General features: G+C 28.8%; 15 protein-coding genes and 3 pseudogenes. 5 read left to right on the forward strand and 13 right to left on the reverse strand.

Annotated features, from left to right (window positions below; genetic code table 11):
* The 4 genes and pseudogenes from Q1J60_RS07565 to Q1J60_RS07580 form a co-directional block, all read right to left on the reverse strand.
* A pseudogene (locus tag Q1J60_RS07565) lies at nt 1–384 on the reverse strand (VanZ family protein); the annotation flags it as partial.
* Between the two features lie 577 nt (nt 385–961).
* Nucleotides 962–4,165 carry a carbamoyl-phosphate synthase large subunit gene (gene carB / locus Q1J60_RS07570; RefSeq protein WP_300260352.1) on the reverse strand — a complete coding sequence of 1,068 codons (3,204 nt, stop codon included), beginning with the start codon at nt 4,163–4,165 and terminating at the stop codon, nt 962–964.
* Between the two features lie 12 nt (nt 4,166–4,177).
* Nucleotides 4,178–5,227, reverse strand: coding sequence for a carbamoyl phosphate synthase small subunit (locus Q1J60_RS07575; protein WP_300260356.1), 1,050 nt, complete (start codon nt 5,225–5,227; stop codon nt 4,178–4,180).
* A gap of 681 nt (nt 5,228–5,908) precedes the next feature.
* Nucleotides 5,909–7,204 carry a YkvI family membrane protein gene (locus Q1J60_RS07580; RefSeq protein ID WP_300260359.1) on the reverse strand — a complete coding sequence of 432 codons (1,296 nt, stop codon included), beginning with the start codon at nt 7,202–7,204 and terminating at the stop codon, nt 5,909–5,911.
* Nucleotides 7,205–7,869: 665 nt separating this feature from the next.
* Between Q1J60_RS07580 and Q1J60_RS07585 the strand changes: the two genes are divergently transcribed.
* Entirely contained in the window at nt 7,870–8,526 is a 657-nt protein-coding gene (locus tag Q1J60_RS07585) for a hypothetical protein (RefSeq protein WP_300260362.1), read from the forward strand.
* Between the two features lie 165 nt (nt 8,527–8,691).
* On the opposite strand, the gene Q1J60_RS07590 is transcribed toward Q1J60_RS07585, so the two are convergent.
* The 6 genes and pseudogenes from Q1J60_RS07590 to Q1J60_RS07615 form a co-directional block, all read right to left on the reverse strand.
* Complete coding sequence (locus Q1J60_RS07590) at nt 8,692–9,309, reverse strand: DNA-3-methyladenine glycosylase (protein WP_300260364.1); 618 nt, start codon at nt 9,307–9,309, stop codon at nt 8,692–8,694.
* A gap of 88 nt (nt 9,310–9,397) precedes the next feature.
* Nucleotides 9,398–9,619: pseudogene (locus Q1J60_RS07595) on the reverse strand (PTS sugar transporter subunit IIA); the annotation flags it as partial.
* Nucleotides 9,620–9,718: 99 nt separating this feature from the next.
* Entirely contained in the window at nt 9,719–10,966 is a 1,248-nt protein-coding gene (locus Q1J60_RS07600; RefSeq protein WP_300260366.1) for a glutamate-5-semialdehyde dehydrogenase, read from the reverse strand.
* Nucleotides 10,967–10,968: 2 nt separating this feature from the next.
* Nucleotides 10,969–11,778: a glutamate 5-kinase gene (gene proB, locus Q1J60_RS07605; protein ID WP_300260369.1), complete on the reverse strand. Its 810-nt coding sequence runs from the start codon at nt 11,776–11,778 to the stop codon at nt 10,969–10,971.
* 86 nt (nt 11,779–11,864) lie between these two features.
* Nucleotides 11,865–12,086: pseudogene (locus tag Q1J60_RS07610) on the reverse strand (SDR family oxidoreductase); the annotation flags it as partial.
* A gap of 24 nt (nt 12,087–12,110) precedes the next feature.
* Complete coding sequence (locus Q1J60_RS07615) at nt 12,111–12,884, reverse strand: SDR family NAD(P)-dependent oxidoreductase (RefSeq protein WP_300260371.1); 774 nt, start codon at nt 12,882–12,884, stop codon at nt 12,111–12,113.
* Between the two features lie 183 nt (nt 12,885–13,067).
* Between Q1J60_RS07615 and Q1J60_RS07620 the strand changes: the two genes are divergently transcribed.
* Nucleotides 13,068–14,360 carry an NCS2 family permease gene (locus Q1J60_RS07620; protein ID WP_300260374.1) on the forward strand — a complete coding sequence of 431 codons (1,293 nt, stop codon included), beginning with the start codon at nt 13,068–13,070 and terminating at the stop codon, nt 14,358–14,360.
* Between the two features lie 90 nt (nt 14,361–14,450).
* Nucleotides 14,451–14,639: a hypothetical protein gene (locus Q1J60_RS07625; protein ID WP_300260376.1), complete on the forward strand. Its 189-nt coding sequence runs from the start codon at nt 14,451–14,453 to the stop codon at nt 14,637–14,639.
* Nucleotides 14,640–14,674: 35 nt separating this feature from the next.
* Here the strand turns inward: Q1J60_RS07625 and hcp are convergent, their stop codons facing one another.
* Nucleotides 14,675–16,324, reverse strand: a complete 1,650-nt coding sequence (gene hcp / locus Q1J60_RS07630) for a hydroxylamine reductase (protein WP_300260379.1) — start codon at nt 16,322–16,324, stop codon at nt 14,675–14,677.
* A gap of 303 nt (nt 16,325–16,627) precedes the next feature.
* Here hcp and Q1J60_RS07635 point away from each other — a divergent pair, with 303 nt between their 5' ends.
* Nucleotides 16,628–17,977 carry a YjiH family protein gene (locus Q1J60_RS07635; protein ID WP_300260381.1) on the forward strand — a complete coding sequence of 450 codons (1,350 nt, stop codon included), beginning with the start codon at nt 16,628–16,630 and terminating at the stop codon, nt 17,975–17,977.
* Between the two features lie 37 nt (nt 17,978–18,014).
* Here Q1J60_RS07635 and Q1J60_RS07640 read toward each other — a convergent pair whose 3' ends face one another.
* Nucleotides 18,015–18,803 (reverse strand): staygreen family protein, encoded by a 789-nt coding sequence (locus tag Q1J60_RS07640; protein ID WP_300260384.1) that lies wholly within the window; start codon nt 18,801–18,803, stop codon nt 18,015–18,017.
* Nucleotides 18,804–19,021: 218 nt separating this feature from the next.
* Here Q1J60_RS07640 and msrA point away from each other — a divergent pair, with 218 nt between their 5' ends.
* Nucleotides 19,022–19,495, forward strand: a complete 474-nt coding sequence (msrA, locus tag Q1J60_RS07645) for a peptide-methionine (S)-S-oxide reductase MsrA (protein WP_300260387.1) — start codon at nt 19,022–19,024, stop codon at nt 19,493–19,495.
* A gap of 1 nt (nt 19,496) precedes the next feature.
* On the opposite strand, the gene Q1J60_RS07650 is transcribed toward msrA, so the two are convergent.
* Nucleotides 19,497–20,981, reverse strand: coding sequence for an N-6 DNA methylase (locus Q1J60_RS07650; protein WP_300260389.1), 1,485 nt, complete (start codon nt 20,979–20,981; stop codon nt 19,497–19,499).
* Nucleotides 20,982–21,030 lie beyond the last annotated feature (49 nt).

Here is a 21,030-nt window from a genome sequence, read left to right on the forward strand (position 1 = left end):
TAAATATAACTGCCCTGTTCTATCCCCTCGTAGACCATGTAAAACTGCAAAGGGATCTAACTGGAATCCTCTGGCCATTTTAGGTCTAGCAAATAATAGTATAAACATTGTTCCTACATATAAGCCAAATAAGAATAATTTAAATAGTTTTGAAGTTTTCATTCTAGTTGTTGTCAAGAAAACTTGGTATATAAGCATAACACTTGTTAACTTAAAAAAGTTATATATTACAAAACCTTTTTTACCACTCAAATCTATTTTTATAAAAACATCTATACATTCCTTTACTATTAACTTATAAAATACCATTGCTAAAATTACTGAAATTATAAGCAAGATACTTTTTATAAAAAAATTCTTTAATACTCTTTTAGCTGTCTCCATAAAAATCACCCCCAATAATTTATAAATTTTATATTGAATATTAATATTTTTATAGTATAATAACTAAGTGCTTTTTAAAACAAGCCCCTTATAATTATTATACTTTAATTTAATCACATGTCTAAAATTAAAAATTTATCCACAGAATTATTTTTTAAAAATTATCCACAACAATTCAAAATCTTTTTTATCCACAAAATAAATAAGTTATATTTTTTCACAGTATTTTTCTTTCAAAACAAATTTTAATATACTTTATCCACAAAAATACTACAATTAGATTACCATTTAAATTTATATTTGATTTATCAAAATATTTTCTTATTTTAAAAGGGTAATCATGAAATTTTTAGCGCCAAAGGGCTCAGTTAGAATAAATAAATCACTTTTATTAAAATTTATCCACAAATAAATTATTTTTCTTAACACATTTTAAAAACTAACTGAGCCCTAACTAAAAGGCAAATTTTAAACAACATATAACTAAAAATCATATTTTAAAAATATAAAATAAAATTAAAAGTCCTATTTAGCTTCAGTTAAACTAAAACTAAATAGAACTTATTTTATTAATACTTTATATTAAGTTAAATACTTCTAACTTCTTATTATCTGCTCCTTCTTTTTGTAAATCTACTAAAGCCTTAAGAGTATCTAATGAAGTCATAACTCCTATATTTCTTTCTATAGCTGCTCTTCTTATATGGAACCCATCTCTCTTGGAATCATTAGCTTTAGTTGGAGTATTTACAACTAAGTCTATCTCTTTATTTTTTATTAAGTCCATAATATTTGGAGATTGCTCTCCTATTCTTCTAACTTCCTTAGCACCTATTCCAGCCTCTCTTAATTCCTTAGCTGTTCCTGTTGTTGCTATGAAATTATATCCTAATTTATCTAAATCCTTAGCAAGTTCCATAAACTCTTTCTTATCATGTTTCTTGATAGTAGCTAAAACTGTTTTCCCTTTATCTCCAGTGTACATTGAAGCTCCAACAAATCCTTTGTATAATGCTTCCCACACATTTCTACCTACTCCTAAAACTTCTCCTGTAGATCTCATTTCTGGTCCTAAACTTACTTCAACATTAGGAAGTTTTTGTGTTGAGAATACTGGCACCTTTACTGAAACTAACTCAGGCTCTTTATAAACTCCTGTACCATATCCTAGATCTTTTAACTTTTCTCCAAGCATTATTCTAGTGGCTATATCTACTATTGGAACTCCACTTACCTTTGATATATAAGGAACTGTTCTTGAAGCTCTTGGATTAACCTCTATTACATAAAGCTTTCCTTCAAACTCAATAAATTGAATGTTTATCATTCCCTTTATTCCTATGCTTAAAGCTAATTTCTTAGTATAATCTAGAACATCTGCCTTTATCTTATCTGAAACATTTTGAGCTGGATACATAGTTATACTATCTCCTGAGTGAACTCCAGCTCTCTCTAAATGCTCCATAATTCCTGGAACTAGCACATCTTCACCGTCAGATATAGCATCAACTTCTATTTCTCTCCCCATTAAGTACTTATCTATAAGTATTGGATTTTTTGAATCTTTCTCAAAAGCATTTGTTAAGTAATATGTTAACTCTTCTTCATCATGAGTTATTTCCATACCTTGCCCACCTAAAACGAAGGAAGGCCTAACTAAGATTGGGAATCCTAATCTTCTTGCTTCCTCTAATCCTTCTTCTAAGTTCCAAACTCCTTTTCCCTTTGGTCTAGCTATATTAAGTCTTTCTAATAAATCATCAAACTGTTCCCTATCCTCAGCTATGTCTATTTGATCTGAAGTAGTTCCTAATGTAGGAATATTCTTCTCTTTTAAGAACTTAGCAAGCTTAATAGCTGTTTGACCTCCAAATTGAAGTATAACTCCATCTGGACTTTCTTTATCTATTATGTTTAAAACATCCTCTTCAGTTAATGGCTCAAAGTAAAGCTTATCTGAAATACTAAAGTCTGTACTTACTGTCTCTGGGTTATTATTTATAACTATTGTTTCAATTCCTTGCTTTCTAAGTGCCATTACACAGTGAACTGAAGCATAGTCAAACTCTATTCCTTGCCCTATTCTTATAGGACCTGATCCTATAACCACAACCTTCTTATTATCAGAAACAACTACTTCGTCATATTGTTCATATGTTGAATAGTAATATGGTGATAAAGCTTCAAACTCTCCACCACAAGTATCAACCATTTTATAAGCAGGTTTTATATGCCATATATCTCTTAATCTGTATATTTTATCAGGTGAAACCTTTAGCATATCAGCTATTGCCTTATCTGAGAAACCTCTTCTCTTTAATTTCAATAACCACTCTCTATTTAAATCATCTATTTTACTTTGCTTAAGCTTTTGTTCTTCTTCAACTAGCCATCTGAATTTTTCTAAGAAGAATATATCTATTCCTGTTATTTTTGAAACCATATCTATTCTGTACTCTCTTCTTAGCATTTCAGCTAAAGCAAATATTCTCTCATCATCTGGGGAAACTACTCTTTCTCTTAACTCATACATCGAAAGATCTTTAAACTTCTTGTGTTCTAATGAATACTTACCTATTTCTAATGATCTTATACCCTTTAAAAATGCTGCCTCAAAGTTACTTCCTATAGCCATTATTTCCCCAGTAGCCATCATCTTAGTTCCTAAAGCTCTATCAGCTCCTTGGAATTTATCAAAAGGCCATTTAGGAATTTTTACAACTACATAGTCTAATGAAGGCTCAAAACAAGCGTATGTCATTCCTGTTACTGCATTTTTTATTTCATCTAATCCATATCCTAAAGCTATTTTAGATGCAACCTTTGCTATTGGATAACCAGTTGCCTTTGAAGCTAGGGCTGAAGATCTTGAAACCCTTGGATTAATTTCTATTACTGCATATTCAAATGAATGTGGATTTAAAGCAAACTGAACATTACATCCTCCTTCAATTCCTACAGCATTTATTATATCTATTGATGCACTTCTAAGCATTTGATACTCTTTGTCTGATAATGTTTGGCTAGGAGCTACAACTATTGAATCCCCTGTGTGTATTCCTACAGGATCAATATTTTCCATGTTACAAACTGTTATACAGTTACCAAAGGAATCTCTCATTACTTCGTACTCAATTTCTTTCCATCCTTTAACACTCTTCTCTAAAAGAACCTGTCCAATTGTACTTAATTGCAATCCTGATGTTAATGTTTCTATTAATTCTTCTTCATTATTAGCTATTCCACCACCAGTTCCTCCAAGAGTATATGCTGGTCTAACTATTACTGGATATCCAATCTTTCTAGCAAAGGCAATACCAGCATCTAAATCAGTTATTATTTCACTTTGAATAACAGGTTGATTGATTCTATTCATCATATCTCTGAATAGTTCTCTATCTTCACCTTCTTTAATAGATTCTATGGAAGTACCTATTACTTTTACATTATATTTATCTAAAATTCCCTTTTCATAAAGCTCAACAGCTAGGTTTAATCCTGTTTGCCCACCCATTCCTGCTAAAAGAGAATCTGGTCTTTCTTTTACTATTACTTTTTCTAAGAATTCAACTGTTAAAGGCTCAAGATAAACCTTATCTGCTATTTCCTTATCAGTCATTATTGTAGCTGGGTTTGAGTTTACAAGTACAACTTCAACCCCTTCTTCTTTAAGAGCTTGACAAGCTTGAGTACCTGAGTAGTCAAACTCTGCTGCTTGTCCTATTATTATTGGACCTGATCCTATTACTAAAACTTTTTTTATATCTTTATTTAATGGCATATTACTTCCTCCTTATAGTGCATACTTCATAAACTCATCAAAGATGTATTCGCTATCCTTTGGTCCTGGACATGCTTCTGGGTGAAATTGAACTGAGAATATTGGTAATTTTTTATGTTTCATTCCTTCAACCGTTCCATCATTCATACTTATATGAGTTATTTCCATATTTTCTGGTAAAGTAGCAACATAGTATCCATGATTTTGTGATGTTATATGAACTCTGTTATTTATTAAATCTTTAACTGGATGGTTACACCCTCTATGACCAAACTTAAGCTTCTTAGTTTTTCCACCTAAGGTTAAAGCTAATAATTGATGTCCTAAACAAATTCCCACTATTGGTTTATTACCAACTATTTTTTTTATCTCATTTACTGCATCTTCCATATCCTCTGGATCTCCAGGTCCATTTGATAAAAACACTAAATCTGGGTTTGTCTCTAAAACATCTTCAGCTTTAAAATCATAAGGGAATACTGTAACATTACATCCTTTTTTTACAAAGTTTCTAATAATGTTTTTCTTTATTCCAAAGTCGACTATAGCTATATTCTTGCCTTCTCCTGAGATTTCGTATTTTTCATTAGTTGAAACTATTGAAACTGCATCTCTATTTGAAAAAGCTTCTAACTTATCTTTAACATCTTCTAAGTTTGAATTATCTAAAACTATAATCCCCTTCATTGTTCCATTATTTCTTAAGATTTTTGTTAAAGCTCTTGTGTCTATACCATCTATACCTAAAATCTTATTTTGAGCTAAGTAAGTTTCAAGCTCTAATTCACATCTAAAATTATTTGGATACTGACATTTTTCTCTCACTATGAATCCTCTTACTTTAGGCTCCTTAGATTCTAAATCCTCTAAGTTAATTCCATAGTTACCTATTAATGGATAAGTCATAGTTACTATTTGTCCATAATAAGAAGGATCAGTTAAAACCTCTTGATATCCTGTCATTCCGGTGTTAAAAACTACCTCTCCAACACACTCCTTTAAATATCCAAAGGCTTTACCTTCAAATACTACGCCATTTTCTAATATAAGCTTTGCTTTCATTTCTAGACCTCCTGATTAAAATCATATTTTAAAAAACACACTTTAAAAGGTCTTAATTCCATTGCCATCCTCTAAATATTATTTAATTAAAAGAAAGAGGTATTAGAGCGATTGCAAAAAATCAATCACTCTAATACCTCTTTTTCTCTTTTATATGGAATTGTATTAAAATACAAAGCTATTTCATTTTTTAATTTTATCTGTTTTTTTGTACAACAAAAAATTCTATTTAACATAACTATACCTCTTTCTGGCCTCACGGGACCAATTTAAAGTGTATTTTTATCTTATTGATAAATTCTTATTACAATTTTAGTTTATTAAATTTATATAGTCAAGCCCCTTTCATAAATTTAGCAAGTTTTAACAATAAAATTTATTTTTTATACAAAAAGTTAAGGTGCTAGATGTAAAACACCTAGCACCTTAACTTAATTTCAAACCTATACCTACTTCATTGTCCTATTGAAGCAATTATAATTATTATACATATAAAGCATTTTGTCAATGGAATTCATTGAAATTATATAATTATTTCGTCAATTCTCTACACTTTTTATAATTACTAATTAAATTTATTTTTACATTTTTAAGTTTCTCTATTTTAAATTTTAACTCTTAAAATCCCTATTAAATTATAATCCAGATACGATAGTAAACATACCATTTTTAACCAAGAAGCTAACTATCTTTAGATTCATTATCAATAGAAAGTTCTTTTTCTACAAATTCTTGTGTATCAACTGGACTTTCAATTATATTGCACGCATAATCCTTAATATCTTTATATAGTGTATATTTATTTACAACAGACTTTTCACCAATTTTTTCAAATATTTTCTGATCTTTATCTGTATATTCCATATTCTTATCATATTTTTTTAAATGAAGATGAATTATTTTTCTGCGAATTATTTTTTCTCTATTTATTTTATCGTAGTTACTTACCCAAGCAACCAAAAGTACAATAAGTAATATAATACCCATATATCCGAGAATTGGATACATCTTAGATACAAGTGTTTTAAAACCTCCGAAGCTACATATATATCCTATCATCACGATTGCAATTATTATACCACGCATTTTTTTATCATCATCCCCAGCAAATCGTCTTGCCGTAGAATAAAAAAGACTGAAAGCAGTATTAAATATTAACACAAAAATTATAATAGAATAAACTACAGATAATATTGGATTAATATTTCTAAAGATATCGAGCATTGGTATCTCTGCACCTTTTACCTTATCAATATTTGCAAAAAGTGTAATTGAGGCACAAAATATTACGAAACCAATCATCATACCACCCAATGCACCACCTTTTTCTGCAACTCTAATTCGAATAACAGACCCACCTAATACAAACGCCATTGAAACACCAGTTAATACACACAATGAAAAGTAATTAACCACAGACAACCAAATTGAAGGAATTGCCGGCTTAATTGTTTTTGCTGCAGTATCTAAAGAATTAAAATCATAATGTTTACCCATAAAGGTATATACAGTAATCAAAAAAATCATTGCAATAATAACTGGAGTGAACATACCAAGAACATTAGTAATTTTCTCGAAATCCATAAATGATACAATGATGATTAAAACTGCACACATCATAGCACCAGCCCATGATGGAATTGAAAATTGTTGACTTAGATTAGCACCTGCACCAGCAATCATTACAAAACCCATAACAAAATTTGATATAATCAGAGTAAAGTCAATGATCCTATTAATAACAGGTTTTGTAATTTTTTCAAGAACCTCATTATGACTGTTAGATTGATAGAAAGCCCCTAGAGTAACTATTATACGCCCGAATAATATATTTAAAATTCCTAGCATCACTGCACCTAATATTCCAATTTTGCCAAAACATAAAAAATATTGAAGCAAATCTTGCCCTGATGATAATCCAGCACCAACAATAATCCCAACATACGCCAGGGCAATTTTTAAAGATTCCTTTTTCAAATATTAACACCTCCACAATTTTAAACTAATTTTGTATATTTCTTATACATAATTAAATATTATTCCTTCTTTTTTAATATAATATTTCTTAACTATAAATATAGAGGCTGTGCCACTCTTATCACACATCCTCCACAATATTAAATCAACCTACAAATTTTAAAAACTCTTGTATTAAAATATCATAAATAGTTAGCTTAAGTGTAAATCCAGTTTGCATAGTTGTTCAAAGTATTTTATTAAAAAATCAATGTATATAATAACACCTTACTATATTTCCATTAATCATAAATTTATTAAAATTTTTACTATGTTCTATTTTTTTCCACCTAATTTAACTCTTTAGCTAAATCTAACTATCTTTCTAAATATTGATTAACACTACTTACACGTGCATAAAAAAAGTTTTCTCATCCTATAACACATTAATAAACATTTAATTCAAAATACATTTTTTCTATAACAATAGTATAAATAAACAACAAAAATATATACAAATATTTCGAAGTATTTCATATATAAATACCTTATAATTTCGACATCTTAATTATATTGATATTGCAATTTAAAGAATTATTAATTTTTATTAAAGTATTTATAAAATTCACCTTTATATAATAAAAAGCATAGTTTAATACTAAATAAAAATTTTATAGGAGATACTTATGGAAATAATTTATCCAAATGATTTTGTTAGATTCTTTAATGAAGATGAAGAGGTAGATGAAGTTGGTGAGTTTGAAATCCTACCTGAGGATACAGAAAACGCCTTTGAAAAATACTGCACTGATAATGAAGATACATTTAATGATGACTATCCTATGAATTATAGAAATTCTGATTCCAATTCTAAATTTTCAGTAATACCGCCAGTTGTTAAAAATATTCCTGATAATATTTCAAATATACCTGCTGTTATACAAGATTTGCCTTATGCAATAAAGGATATGGGACATGATTTAATGCATAGCGCACCTGTTGGATATATGACTAATATAATTCCTACACCAACTAATTGGCAAAGACCTCAATCACCTTCACCACTAGGACCACCACCTTCTTATATACCATCAAAAAAAGATGCAGGTGTTCAAAAATCTGGTAAAGGCAGTGGAAATCCCAATGCAAAAAATGTTAGTTCTGGCTCTATAAGATTTTGTCTATATAGATTCACTTATATTTGGCAAACTAATGGTAGAAGCTATTGGGCTTACTTAACTAGAGTTGATAGAAGATCAATTTCTGGATGGCGTTGGGCTGGTTTTAGATGGGTTTACTTTGGAGTTGATTTAAGAAGAATTGATTCCTTTATCTGTTACTAGATAAAATATTATTTAAAGTTTTTATCACTTAATCTATTAAGTTTATTACTTTGTCTAAATTAAAAGCCTTTACTAATTAACTTAAATCAATAAATTGTTCTTAAATATCCCTATAAGAACAGTTTTATAGTTAATTATTTAAAGGCTTAAACAAAATTCTATCTATTATTTTTTTGAGACAAATTTATTATCCTTAATATAAAATCTCCATAAAAAATCTATAGCTTCCTCAGCATAATCTATTCCTATTCTCTTTGCTTCAACAATAGAAAAATCCTTTTTAATTGAGGAATCATCTTCAACATAAATTTCTTCGCTACTAATAGTATTTATGCCATTTTCCCACTTATCTATTCCTAAAGCCATACATAATTTTGATGGACCATTAGAAAAATTTTTCTTTTCATAGCTTGATAACTTTTCATAGCTCTTCTTATATCTTAATTTGCTCATTTCTTCTATTCCCTCTAAAGGCTCAATTCCTCTTATAAGTACTCCTCCTGCCACATCTTTTTCTTCACTTATTAGATTTAAGCAGTGATACATTCCATAAATTATATAAACATATACTGTTCCTGGCTCTGCATAAAGAGTTTCTGTTCTATTAGTTCTTTTACCACCGTAAGCATGAGAAGCTTTATCTATAGCTCCTATATACGCTTCCGTCTCAACAATCTTTCCTTTTAAGATAATTCCATTAATCTTTCTAACTAAAACTTTTCCTAAAAGTTCCTTTGCAACAATCAACGTATCTCTATTATAAAAATCTCTTCCTAATCTCATAAAGCACCTCTTCCATAATTCACTTTTATAAATCTATTGTCTCATTTGATAAATCAATTAATTTCATAGTTGTCATTAATTGATTCTAAGCAATAATTAATAGCATGGATATTTCTATTTTATTATCACTAGCCTCATCTTGAATTAAAACTGTTTGTGATTTATGAGCTTTACCTAATTGTATTGATGCTTTTTCTATTAAGCTTCTGGCTACTTCTATATCTCTAACTTTAGAAAGCTTAATATCTTCCATAGCATAAATTCTAGCTTCTCCACTATGAATTATTAAATCCATAATTATTTCTTTCATTTTCCCATACTTCATTTTTCATAAACTAAAGTCTCTTTACCCTTAAACACCTAAAATATTTCTTTAGTATCTAAAATTTAACTCTATTAGATCATATAATTATCTAATTTGACCATTTCCATAAATTATATACTTATTTGTTGTTAATTCCTTAAGTCCCATTGGTCCTCTAGCATGTAACTTTTGTGTACTTATTCCAATTTCAGCACCAAATCCAAATTCTCCACCATCAGTAAATCTTGTTGAAGCATTTACATATACAGCTGCTGCATCAACTCTTTGAAGAAATTTCTCTGAATTAAAATAATTTTTAGTTACTATTGACTCTGAATGTTTTGTTCCATATTTATTTATATGAGCAATAGCCTCATCTAAATCTTTAACAACCTTAACTCCAAGGATATAATCTAAATATTCTTTTCCCCAGTCATCTTCAGTTGCTAAGCTTATATCATTTACAATTGCCTTAGTTTTTTCACAGCCTCTTATTTCAACACCTTTTTCTTTTAAAGCCTTTATTGCTAATGGTAAGAATTGCTCTGCTATTTTCTCATTAACTAATAATTTTTCAGCAGCATTACATACGGCAGGTCTTGATGTTTTAGCATTTACTATTATATCTACTCCCATATTTATATCAGCTTCATCATCTATGTATATATGACAATTTCCAACTCCAGTCTCTATTACTGGTACTGTAGCATTATTTACTACGGCTTTTATAAGTCCTGCTCCACCTCTTGGAATTAAAACATCTAAATAATCATTTAATCTCATGAAATCTGTGGCAGTTTCCCTTGAAGTATCTTCTAGTATCTGAACTGCTCCCTCTGGAAGCCCTTCTTCTTTTAAGGCATCACTAATAATTTCAACTATTTTTAAGTTAGAATTTATAGCCTCGCTGCCTCCTCTTAAAATAACAGCATTTCCTGTTTTTAAGCATAATGCAGCAGCATCTGCAGTTACATTAGGTCTTGCTTCATATATTATTCCAACTACTCCTAATGGTACTCTTTGCACACCTATTCTAAGTCCATTAGGTCTCTTAAACATAGATGTAACTTCTCCTATTGGATCATCTAATTTAATAACATCTGCTACAGCATTTGCTATAGATTTTACTCTTTCATAATCTAATTTTAATCTATCAAGCATTGCGTTAGATGTTCCCTTTTCAATTGCTTTTTCAATATCTTTTTTATTTTCTTCTAATATCTCATCACATCTTTTTATTAATGATTCACTTATTTTTAACAATCCATTATTTTTTTGATTAGTAGATGCAAATGAAAGTGTATAAGATGCTTCTTTTGCTTTTTTACCTTTTATAATAAGCTCATTATTCATTTTTATTCCTCCTTCTTGGCTACAAACATAGTTCCTATATCTTCACCATTTAATATATTAATTAGTATTTCTGGATCTTGTCCATTAGCCAAAATCATATCTATTCCATTATCTGTTGCTAATTTTGCTGCTGAAAGCTTAGTTACCATTCCACCTGTTCCTCTATTGCTTCCAGCTCCTCCTGCACATTCTTCTATTTCAGGAGTTATTTCATAAACTTCTTTAAGCATCTTGCTATCCTTATTAGTTCTTGGATCTGAATCGTAGAAACCATCTATATCAGATAATATTATTAAAGTATCTGCATTTACTAAAGTAGAAACTATAGCAGAAAGATTATCATTATCTCCAAAATTTAATATATTTTGTATCTCATCTATTGATATAGCATCATTCTCATTAACTATAGGTATGATTCCTTTTTCTAATAAAGTATCAAATGTATTACATACGTTATTTTTCATTCTTTCATTTTCTAGTACATCTCTAGTTAAAAGCACCTGTGCCACAACATGACTATATTCTCCAAAAAATTTATTATATATATGCATTAAAGCACATTGTCCAACAGCAGCTACAGCCTGCTTCTCTCTTATAGTTTCTGGTTTTTTATCAAGTCTAAGTTTTCCAACTCCAACTCCAATTGCTCCTGATGAAACAAGAACAACTTCTTTTCCCATATTACATATATCTGAAATTACCATAGATAATTTTTCTATCCTCATTAAGTTTACACTTCCATTTTCATAAGTTAATGTAGAAGTTCCAACCTTAACAACTATTCTTTTGCTATCTTTTAATGCTTTTCTCATTTGTAGGTTTCCCCCTTTTTATTTATAAAAATTATTTTTCCACTAAATCATAAGTATATTATATTCTAATACTTTAAATCATGAAACTACCCATTTATAATTTCTCCACCATTTACGTATATTGTTATGCCTGATATGTATGATACTTCATTACATACTAAAAAAACATAAGTCCCAGCTAGCTCTACTGGTTGCCCTGCTCTTCCCATAGGTGAATTAACTCCAAATTCAGAAACTTTCTTTTTATTCATTGAAGATGGTATAAAAGGTGTCCATATAGACCTTGGTGCCACAGCATTAACTTTAATTATTTATAAGCTTATTATTCTCAATTATTTTTTACTTATAGCTTTATTTTGTATTTTCTTTACTATCTTTGCATTTAAAGTTGTTGGAGACAATTTAGATAAAAATACTAATACCTTATTCATAAATCCAGGAATACATATTGCCTTATTGTTCATTAAAGCTTTATAACCATATTCGGCTACTTCCTTTGCACTCATTGATACATCTAAATCTCCCTTTCCAGCTCTCTTAGAAAAGCTAGTCTTAGTAGCTCCTGGACAAAGAGTAACCACATTAATTCCTTTATACTTAACTTCTTCTCTTAAGGCCTCAGAAAATGATAAAACATATGCTTTACTTGCATAATAAACCGATATTAATGGACCTGGTTGATAAGCCCCAGTAGAAGCAACATTTAAAATTTTCCCTTTCTTTTGATCTATCATGTCTTTTAAAATAAGCTTAGTTAACTTTGTTAAACTTACAATATTCACATTGATTATATCTAATTGCTTTTGCCAATCTATTTGATTAAATTCTCCATTAAATCCTATACCAGCATTATTTATTAATATATCTACTTTTCCTACTTCAGTTTTAATTTTTTCATATAAGATATCTATATTTTTACTTAAACTCAAATCAACTTTATATATGTAAGCCCTTACATATTTTTTCTTTGAAAACTCTTCTAATTCTATTAATTTTTCTAAATTTCTTCCTACCAAAATTACATTATAATGATTTTCCATAAATGTTTTTGAAAATTCATATCCAATTCCACTAGTAGCTCCTGTTATTAACACTGTTTCTTTCATAAAAATTCCCTTCTTAAAATAAATCCTTAATAAAACATTTATTATGTTTTTTACTAATATGTCAAGTTTTTTCTGTAAACCTTTGTTCAAAAAACCTTTATTAAACGTTTAACATATGATATAATAACATTTGCATCAATTGATGTGGGAGGGTGAGGGAGATATTTTTGAAAAGGAGAAAGGATGAAAAACTTTTTTAAACTTAAAGAACATGAAACAAATATAAGAACAGAATTACTTGCTGGTCTTACCTCATTTTTTGCTGCAGTTTATATAATTGTAGTAAATGCTAGCATACTTAGTGATGGTGGAGTATCTGTAGAACCACTTATAATTGCTACAGTATTAGCATCATTAATTGGATGTGTACTCGTTGCACTTTTGAGTAATTCTCCTCTTATTATAATGCCTGGTATGGGTATTAATGCACTATTTACTTATACCATAGTAAACACTATGGGACTTACATTCCAACAAGCTTTAGCAGCTGTTATAGTAGCTGGTATTTTGTTTATTGTGGTAGCGGTTACACCTTTAGCAGATATGCTAACTAACTCAATACCAACTTCATTAAAAGAAGCAATAACGGTTGGAATTGGTATTTTTATTACTTTCTTAGGATTACAAAAAGCTGGCTTAATAGTAGGAGATGCTTCAACACTTGTTAAATTAGGTGATATTTCATCTAAAGAAGTTATAGTATTTTTCATCACAATGATACTAATGCTAGTTTTATTTATAAAAAATGTACCTGGTTCATTCCTAATAGGAATTTTATCTGGAACAGTTATATCAATGTTATTTGGAATTGTTGATTTATCAAACTTCCAATTCTCATTACCTAACTTTAGTGAATATAAACAAGTTTTCTTATCAGCTAATTTTAGTGGAATAACTTCAATTACATTTTGGATTGCAACATTCTCTCTAACTTTAGTGTTAGTATTTGAAAACATTGGTTTACTTCATGGACAAATTGATGGTATGTTAAAACAACCAAGTAAAAGACAAAGAGCTCTTAACGCTATTGCATTTACTACTATAATTTGTGGTATCTGTGGTACTAGTCCTTCAGTTTCAACTGTAGAAGGTAGCGCTGGAATAGCAGCTGGTGGTAAAACAGGATTAACTTCTATATTTACAGGATTTTTATTCTTAATATCAATCTTCTTTATACCAGTTATATCACTTATTCCAAACTCAGCAATAGCTCCAGTCTTAATAATAATTGGAGGATTAATGATTCAAAATATAGTTTCAATAAACTTCGAAGACTTTACTGAATCATTCCCAGCGTTTCTTACTTTAACTATAATACCTTTAACATTTAGTATAGTTGATGGTATTGCTTTTGGATTTATAGCTTATCCTATTTGTAAGTTAGCAACAAAGAAGTATAAAGATGTATCTATCCCTATGTACGTTATATCAGCAATCTTTTTAGTATATTTTGTACTTCATGCTACACAAATATAGCTTTAAACTATAAATTAAATTCCCTTATTGATATCAATAAGGGAATTTTTTTATATAATAATTATATATATTAATTTAGGAGTTAATTCCATGGAACTTTTTGACTTATCGGCAGATCAACTTAATGCTATTTCATTGATTATTTCTAAAGATTTCTCAATAAAATATAATACAATTCAACTTACTATACTTTCTGTGTTCTTTACAAACTTAGGAAGTAATATAGCTGTTTATTCTGTTAAAAATGCAAATGTAGAATCTACAAGCACAAATACTTAAAAAGATTAGCCACTAAGGCTAATCTTTTTAAGTAATTATTCTCCTAAGAACATTTTCATGTCATCTTCTACATTTGTAATTCCACCGATTCCAAAGTTTTCAACTAAAACTTTAGCTACATTTGGTGATAAAAATGCTGGTAAAGTTGGTCCTAAGTGAATGTTTTTAACACCTAAGTGTAATAATGATAATAATACTATTACAGCTTTTTGTTCATACCATGCTATGTTATAGCTTATTGGTAATTCATTTACACTATCTGTTCCAAATACTTCAGCAAGTTTTAAAGCTATTACAACTAATGAGTATGAATCATTACATTGTCCTGCATCTAAAACTCTTGGAATTCCATTAATATCTCCAAGTGGTAATTTATTGTATTTATATTTAGCACATCCAGCTGTTAATATAACAGTGTCTTTTGGTAATTTTTCAGCAAACTCTCTATAGTAATCTCTTGATTTAGCTCTTCCATCACATCCAGCCATTACAAAGAATCTTCTTATTGCACCTGATTTAACAGCATCAACCACTTGATCAGCTAAAGCAAGTACTTGATTGTGAGCAAATCCACCTACGATTTCCCCTGTTTCAATTTCTGTTGGAGCTTTGCAAGTTTTAGCTAACTCTATAATTTGTGAAAAATCTTTGTGTCCATTGTCATCAGCTGTTATATGAATACATCCTTCATATCCTACAGCACCTGTTGTAAATATTCTTCCTCTATATGAATCTTGAACTGGTGTTATACAGTTTGTTGTCATTAATATTGGTCCATTAAATGATGCGAACTCTTTATTTTGTAACCACCATGCATTACCATAGTTTCCTGCAAAGTGAGAATATTTTTTGAATTTTGGATAGTAGTGTCCTGGTAACATTTCACCATGAGTATAAACATCTACTCCAGTTCCTTCAGTTTGCTCTAATAACATTTCTAAGTCTTTTAAATCATGTCCTGATATTAATATTCCTGGGTTACTTCTAACTCCTATATTAACCTTTGTTATTTCTGGATGACCATAAGTTGAAGTGTTAGCTTCATCTAATAATGCCATTCCATCAACACCGAATTTACCTGTCTCTAATGCTAAAGCAGTTAATTCATCTCCACTTAATGAATCATCTAATATTTTAACTAAAGTTTCTGCCATAAATGCATGTACTTCTTCTTTATCATATCCTAAATTCATAGCATGCTCCATGTATGCTGCTAATCCTTTTAATCCATACATAATAAGCTCTCTTAAGCTTCTTATATCTTCATTTTCTGTAGCTAAAACACCTACTTGTGAAGCTTTTTCCATCATTTCTTCGCTAGTTGTAGCTGTCCAAGTTGCACATCCTTTAAAGTCTGATCCAATTGGATTTCCACCCTTAGCTTGTACTCTTTCTTTTAATTCTTCTCTTGCTACTAAAGTATCTTTAACTCTTTTTTCTATAGCTTTGAAATCAAAGTTTGCATTAGTAATAGTAATAAATAAGTTATCTATTATCATTCTGTTTACTTTTTCATCTACTATTCCTACTTTTCTTCCTTCATTAGCTACAGTAGCTAATCCTTTAGTAACAAAAATTAAAAGGTCTTGTATTTTTGCTACATCTTCAGTTTTTCCACAAACTCCTCTTACAGTACAGCCTTTGCATCCTGCTGTTTCTTGACATTGAAAACAAAACATACTCATTTTAAATTCCTCCACGTTCTTTATTTTTATATGTAAAATTCTTTTAAGATTCTTTTTATTTGTAACTCTCTTGGTCACCTTACAATTTAGATTATACACATGGTTTTTAAGTAACTCGGTAACTAAAGTTACCTATTTAATAAATTTATTTTGCCTTATAAAATTATGTATACAAATTTCAATTTAATGAATATTTATACAATATTTATTATTTTTATACAGTTTTTCATTGATTTTATACATTTTATTCTGTATAATAGGCTTTGTACTAATTGATTTATTTATTAAAAAGGGGGACTAAAATTGAAAACTAAATATAAATCGTCCGATTTACTAAAGTTTATAATCCCATCTTTATTAGGAGTAATTTTATTTATGGTTCCTATAAATGATGGTGGAAATATAACAATACCGGTAGCCTTTTTCACAACTAGGCTTAAAGATATAATAGGAGATTATTTACCTGTCTTATCAATGATAGTTATTGTAATATCTTCTTTATTAACAATAATAACTAAGGCATTTAAACCTAAATTTATAATAGAAAATAAATTTTTAAATTCATTATTAAATGTTAATTGGATTTGGACAATTGGAAGAATGTTAGGTGGATTATTTATAATATCAGCATTTACTGGATTTGGACCTGAAATAATAAAATCTGATTTAACAGGTAGATTTATATTAAATGATTTATTACCAACACTTATAGTAGTATTTTTCTTTGCAGGATTATTCCTGCCACTTCTTTTAAACTTTGGTTTATTAGAATTCTGTGGTGCCTTACTAACTAAGATAATGAGACCACTATTTAAACTACCTGGACGTTCATCAATAGACTGTATGACTTCTTGGTTAGGCGATGGAACTATTGGAGTATTACTTACTTCAAAACAATATGAAGAAGGATTTTATACTGAAAGAGAGGCTTGTATAGTTAGTACAATGTTCTCAGTTGTCTCAATAACTTTCAGCTTTGTTGTTTTATCACAGGTTGGATTAGAGAATATGTTTATCCCGTTCTATTTAACTGTTACTTTTGCTGGTATAGTTGCCGCTATAATTCTTCCAAGAGTTTGGCCTCTTAGCAAAAAACCTGATGTGTATTACAATAATGCAGAACCTAAAAATGTAGAAGATGTTCCTGAAGGATTTACTCCCTTCACTTTTGGAGTTTATAAAGCAGTTGAAAAAGCACAAAATGAAAGTAGCTTAAAAAAATTCTTCGCTGATGGAATTAAAAACGTACTTGAAATGTGGATAGGAGTTTTACCTGTAGTTATGGCAATGGGTACATTAGCTCTTATGATAGCTGAATACACTCCTGTATTCCAATGGCTTGGTGTTCCTTTCATTCCTTTATTTAAAGTCTTAGGAATTCCTGAAGCTTCAGCTGCATCTCAAACTGTTATAGTTGGGTTTGCCGATATGTTCTTACCATCAGTTATAGCATCAAAAACTATTCTTAGTGATATGACTAAATTTGTAGTTGCTTGTGTATCAGTAACTCAACTTATATATTTATCAGAAGTTGGAAGTGTTATTTTAGGATCAAAGATTCCTCTAAACTTAAAAGAATTATTTATGATTTTCTTAATGAGGACATTAGTTACTCTACCAATTATAGCACTTGTAGCACACTTATTATTCTAAATAAAAAAGAGATTGTCTTAAACAATCTCTTTTTTATTTACCTTGGATTTTTTACACTTATAGTTTTTACTGAATTTGGAGTTACTAAAAACTCGATTATAAGGTTATTATATGCAAGTTGCACAGTTCCTACCTTAAGTCCAACATAAATCTTATAGTTAAATTCACATTTATTATCTGATTTAGCCTTAAATACTTCTAATACCTCCACATCTTTTAAACAATAATACATATCACTGTTATATATCTTTGTTATTTCATCTTTAATATATGGATTTAATAAAGTTATTATGAAATTATTTACTAAAGGATCATTATCATTTAAAATACTCTCTTCCATGTAAATATTGTTATTATTATTTTGTACATTTTCTATGCGATTATTACTATAATACTTAAGTGTTCCATAGTTTTCAATCTTATTAAGTTCTTCATAAGCAGATATAAATCTAACTATTATTTTACTATTTAGTAAATCATAATTATTCTCTAAAAACTTTCTATCTCCATATGCTATAGTAGACAAGGCCAAAGGTAATTCTTTTCTAAATATGCTATCTCTTTTTATAGCTTCCTCCTTTCCTACCTTTCCATCAACATATAAATATATTTTTAAAATAAATCTATTATTTACTCTTTTCCAAACTCCAAATACTTCATCTCTTGCTGATGAATTTATTTTATCATAAGCATATGCCAAGGCTACTGTAAGGAATAACTCTCCAGTATCATCTTTATGAGTCAATGTATACTTTCTTCCTTCTATTGGGTTTTCATCTGTAATTCCATTCCTAAATTCAACACTTAACATTTTAGGATCAAACATAACTTAACACCTCAAAATAATAATATTAGCTATTCATTATATGAAATCTTAACTATTTATATAACTAATCTGATGAAATATATATATGTTACTGATAAAATAAGTGTGAGAATAAATATTGGAGGATTTTTTATGGCTATTACAGAAAAAGAAAAAATTATAGCAGGTCTATCTTATAACCCTGCTGATCCAAAATTAATTTATAGGGAGTGTTCATTATGAAAAAAATTGTATTAGCAGGTGGTTGTTTTTGGGGTGTAGAAGAATTTCTTTCTAGAATCAACGGTGTAATAAGTACTGAAGTTGGATATGCTAATGGGCGTACTGAAAATCCTACTTATGAAGATATATGCACTAAAAATACTTACTTTGCTGAAGTTTGTCTTGTAAATTATGATGAAAACATAATATCACTTAAAGAATTATTAGCTAAGTTTTGGACAATAATAGATCCAACTTCATTAAATAAACAAGGTAACGATGTTGGTAGCCAATATAGAACTGGCATTTACTATGTAGATCCTTCAGATTTGCAAGATATTTTAAATAGCAAAGAAGAGCTTCAAAAATCTTATTCAAAGAAAATAGTGACAGAAGTTAAGCCCTTAGAAAACTATTATAAAGCTGAGGAATATCATCAAAAATACCTTAAAAAGAATCCTAATGGGTACTGTCACATAAAGTTAGATTAAACTAAGTAACTTCAACTAAGTACTTTTTGAAATTAGAAATTAGATTTTTAGATTCATTTGAAATTTTAGCAACATGATTAACAATATTATCTATATGCCATAACTGAACTTCTATACTAGAACTTTGTTTTCTTAATTTATAAGCATTTTTAGCTAATTGAGCAAGTTTAGCTTTTTCATCTTTAGTAAAACTTAAAAGTGGTATTCTAGATACATATCCTGAAGTTATCATGTTGCTTCTTATTAATGCTCCTCTAACAAGATAAGTTACTAATGATGAATTTAAATAAGCTAGCAACCACCAAACATCTTCAGATTCACATATTATATTAGGGTTAACTCCAAAAGTAGAGTTTTTAGGCAATATACATGCATTAAATGAAACCCCCATAGATGAACATGTTATTCCACTTTTATAAAGAACATCTTTATTTCTAACATTAAAATTTTGAGTGACCTTTTCTATCCTCAAAAAATTTTTATGCAAATAAATAAATCTATCTGTATAAAACTTATCTTTCCCTGGATTTTTGTAAAAAGGAACATTAAATTTATAATTTTTTTCTTTAGATAAAAATTTTTTATCATTACCTGTTGATATACCTGTTATGCATTTAAACTTTTCTCCAAGTCTAACATTATTAAATAAACTCCTTATATCCTCAGGACATTCTATTAAAAACTCTAAATTATCCTTTTTGTTTTGTAATACAATCTCTTGTAAATTATACAAACTTTCATTACAATTATTTTTTACCCCATTTAATAATTCTTTAAATTCTTCTATAGACTTTGGCCTATTATTTACAACTATCTTTTTTTGATACTGTTTTCCCTTTCTTAAAATAAGTATGCTTGTCCTTACATCTGCCCCTTGTTTATGAAAAAGTTCCCTAGGACACATTGTTATTTCATGTATAGAACACTCCCTAAGAATTTTATTTCTAAGTTTTTTGTGATTTTTAGCTGTAAAAAATGAATCATTAGTAATAAATCCAATAACAGCTCCATCCTTTGCCTTATCTATTATTGCATACATAAACATACTATACATATTATGCAACCCAACTTCATTAAAATAATTCTTAAGCCTTTCCTTATTATCCTTTATAAAGTTAACCTCATGGCAATTATAAGGTGGATTAGCAATATAATAATCATAGTCCCACTTTTTTATATTTTTTTGAGAGCAATAATAATTTATAAAATTTTCTTTCTTAAACTCACATCTATAATTGTTTTTATATTTTATCAAATCCATACCTATAGTTTTTATTCCTAAATCACTAAAGTAATCCGTTAATTCCTCTTTTCCACAACATGGATCAAATAAAGTTTGTCCTTCACTATTTATATCTATCATCCTTTTTCCTATATATCTTGCAACAAATGTAGGTGTAGCATAATATCCTATCTCTCTAACATCAATAATTTCCTTATGCTTTATATCAACTGCTCTATATAAATTTTTCTCTTTTCTTCCCATAAAACACCTCACATTAATAACAAATATTTTCTAATTATATTTTACTATA

Origin of the sequence: Clostridium sp. (assembly GCF_029258205.1) — a bacterium.
Lineage (GTDB): Bacteria > Bacillota > Clostridia > Clostridiales > Clostridiaceae > Sarcina.

Coding starts and splice junctions, on each gene's coding strand:
- carB (WP_300260352.1), bottom strand. CDS start 4,165: ATGCCATTAAATAAAGATATAAAAAAAGTTTTAGTAATAGGATCAGGT.
- Q1J60_RS07575 (WP_300260356.1), bottom strand. CDS start 5,227: ATGAAAGCAAAGCTTATATTAGAAAATGGCGTAGTATTTGAAGGTAAA.
- Q1J60_RS07585 (WP_300260362.1), top strand. CDS start 7,870: ATGGAAATAATTTATCCAAATGATTTTGTTAGATTCTTTAATGAAGAT.
- Q1J60_RS07590 (WP_300260364.1), bottom strand. CDS start 9,309: ATGAGATTAGGAAGAGATTTTTATAATAGAGATACGTTGATTGTTGCA.
- Q1J60_RS07600 (WP_300260366.1), bottom strand. CDS start 10,966: ATGAATAATGAGCTTATTATAAAAGGTAAAAAAGCAAAAGAAGCATCT.
- proB (WP_300260369.1), bottom strand. CDS start 11,778: ATGAGAAAAGCATTAAAAGATAGCAAAAGAATAGTTGTTAAGGTTGGA.
- Q1J60_RS07615 (WP_300260371.1), bottom strand. CDS start 12,884: ATGAAAGAAACAGTGTTAATAACAGGAGCTACTAGTGGAATTGGATAT.
- Q1J60_RS07620 (WP_300260374.1), top strand. CDS start 13,068: ATGAAAAACTTTTTTAAACTTAAAGAACATGAAACAAATATAAGAACA.
- Q1J60_RS07625 (WP_300260376.1), top strand. CDS start 14,451: ATGGAACTTTTTGACTTATCGGCAGATCAACTTAATGCTATTTCATTG.
- hcp (WP_300260379.1), bottom strand. CDS start 16,324: ATGAGTATGTTTTGTTTTCAATGTCAAGAAACAGCAGGATGCAAAGGC.
- Q1J60_RS07640 (WP_300260384.1), bottom strand. CDS start 18,803: ATGTTTGATCCTAAAATGTTAAGTGTTGAATTTAGGAATGGAATTACA.
- msrA (WP_300260387.1), top strand. CDS start 19,022: ATGAAAAAAATTGTATTAGCAGGTGGTTGTTTTTGGGGTGTAGAAGAA.
- Q1J60_RS07650 (WP_300260389.1), bottom strand. CDS start 20,981: ATGGGAAGAAAAGAGAAAAATTTATATAGAGCAGTTGATATAAAGCAT.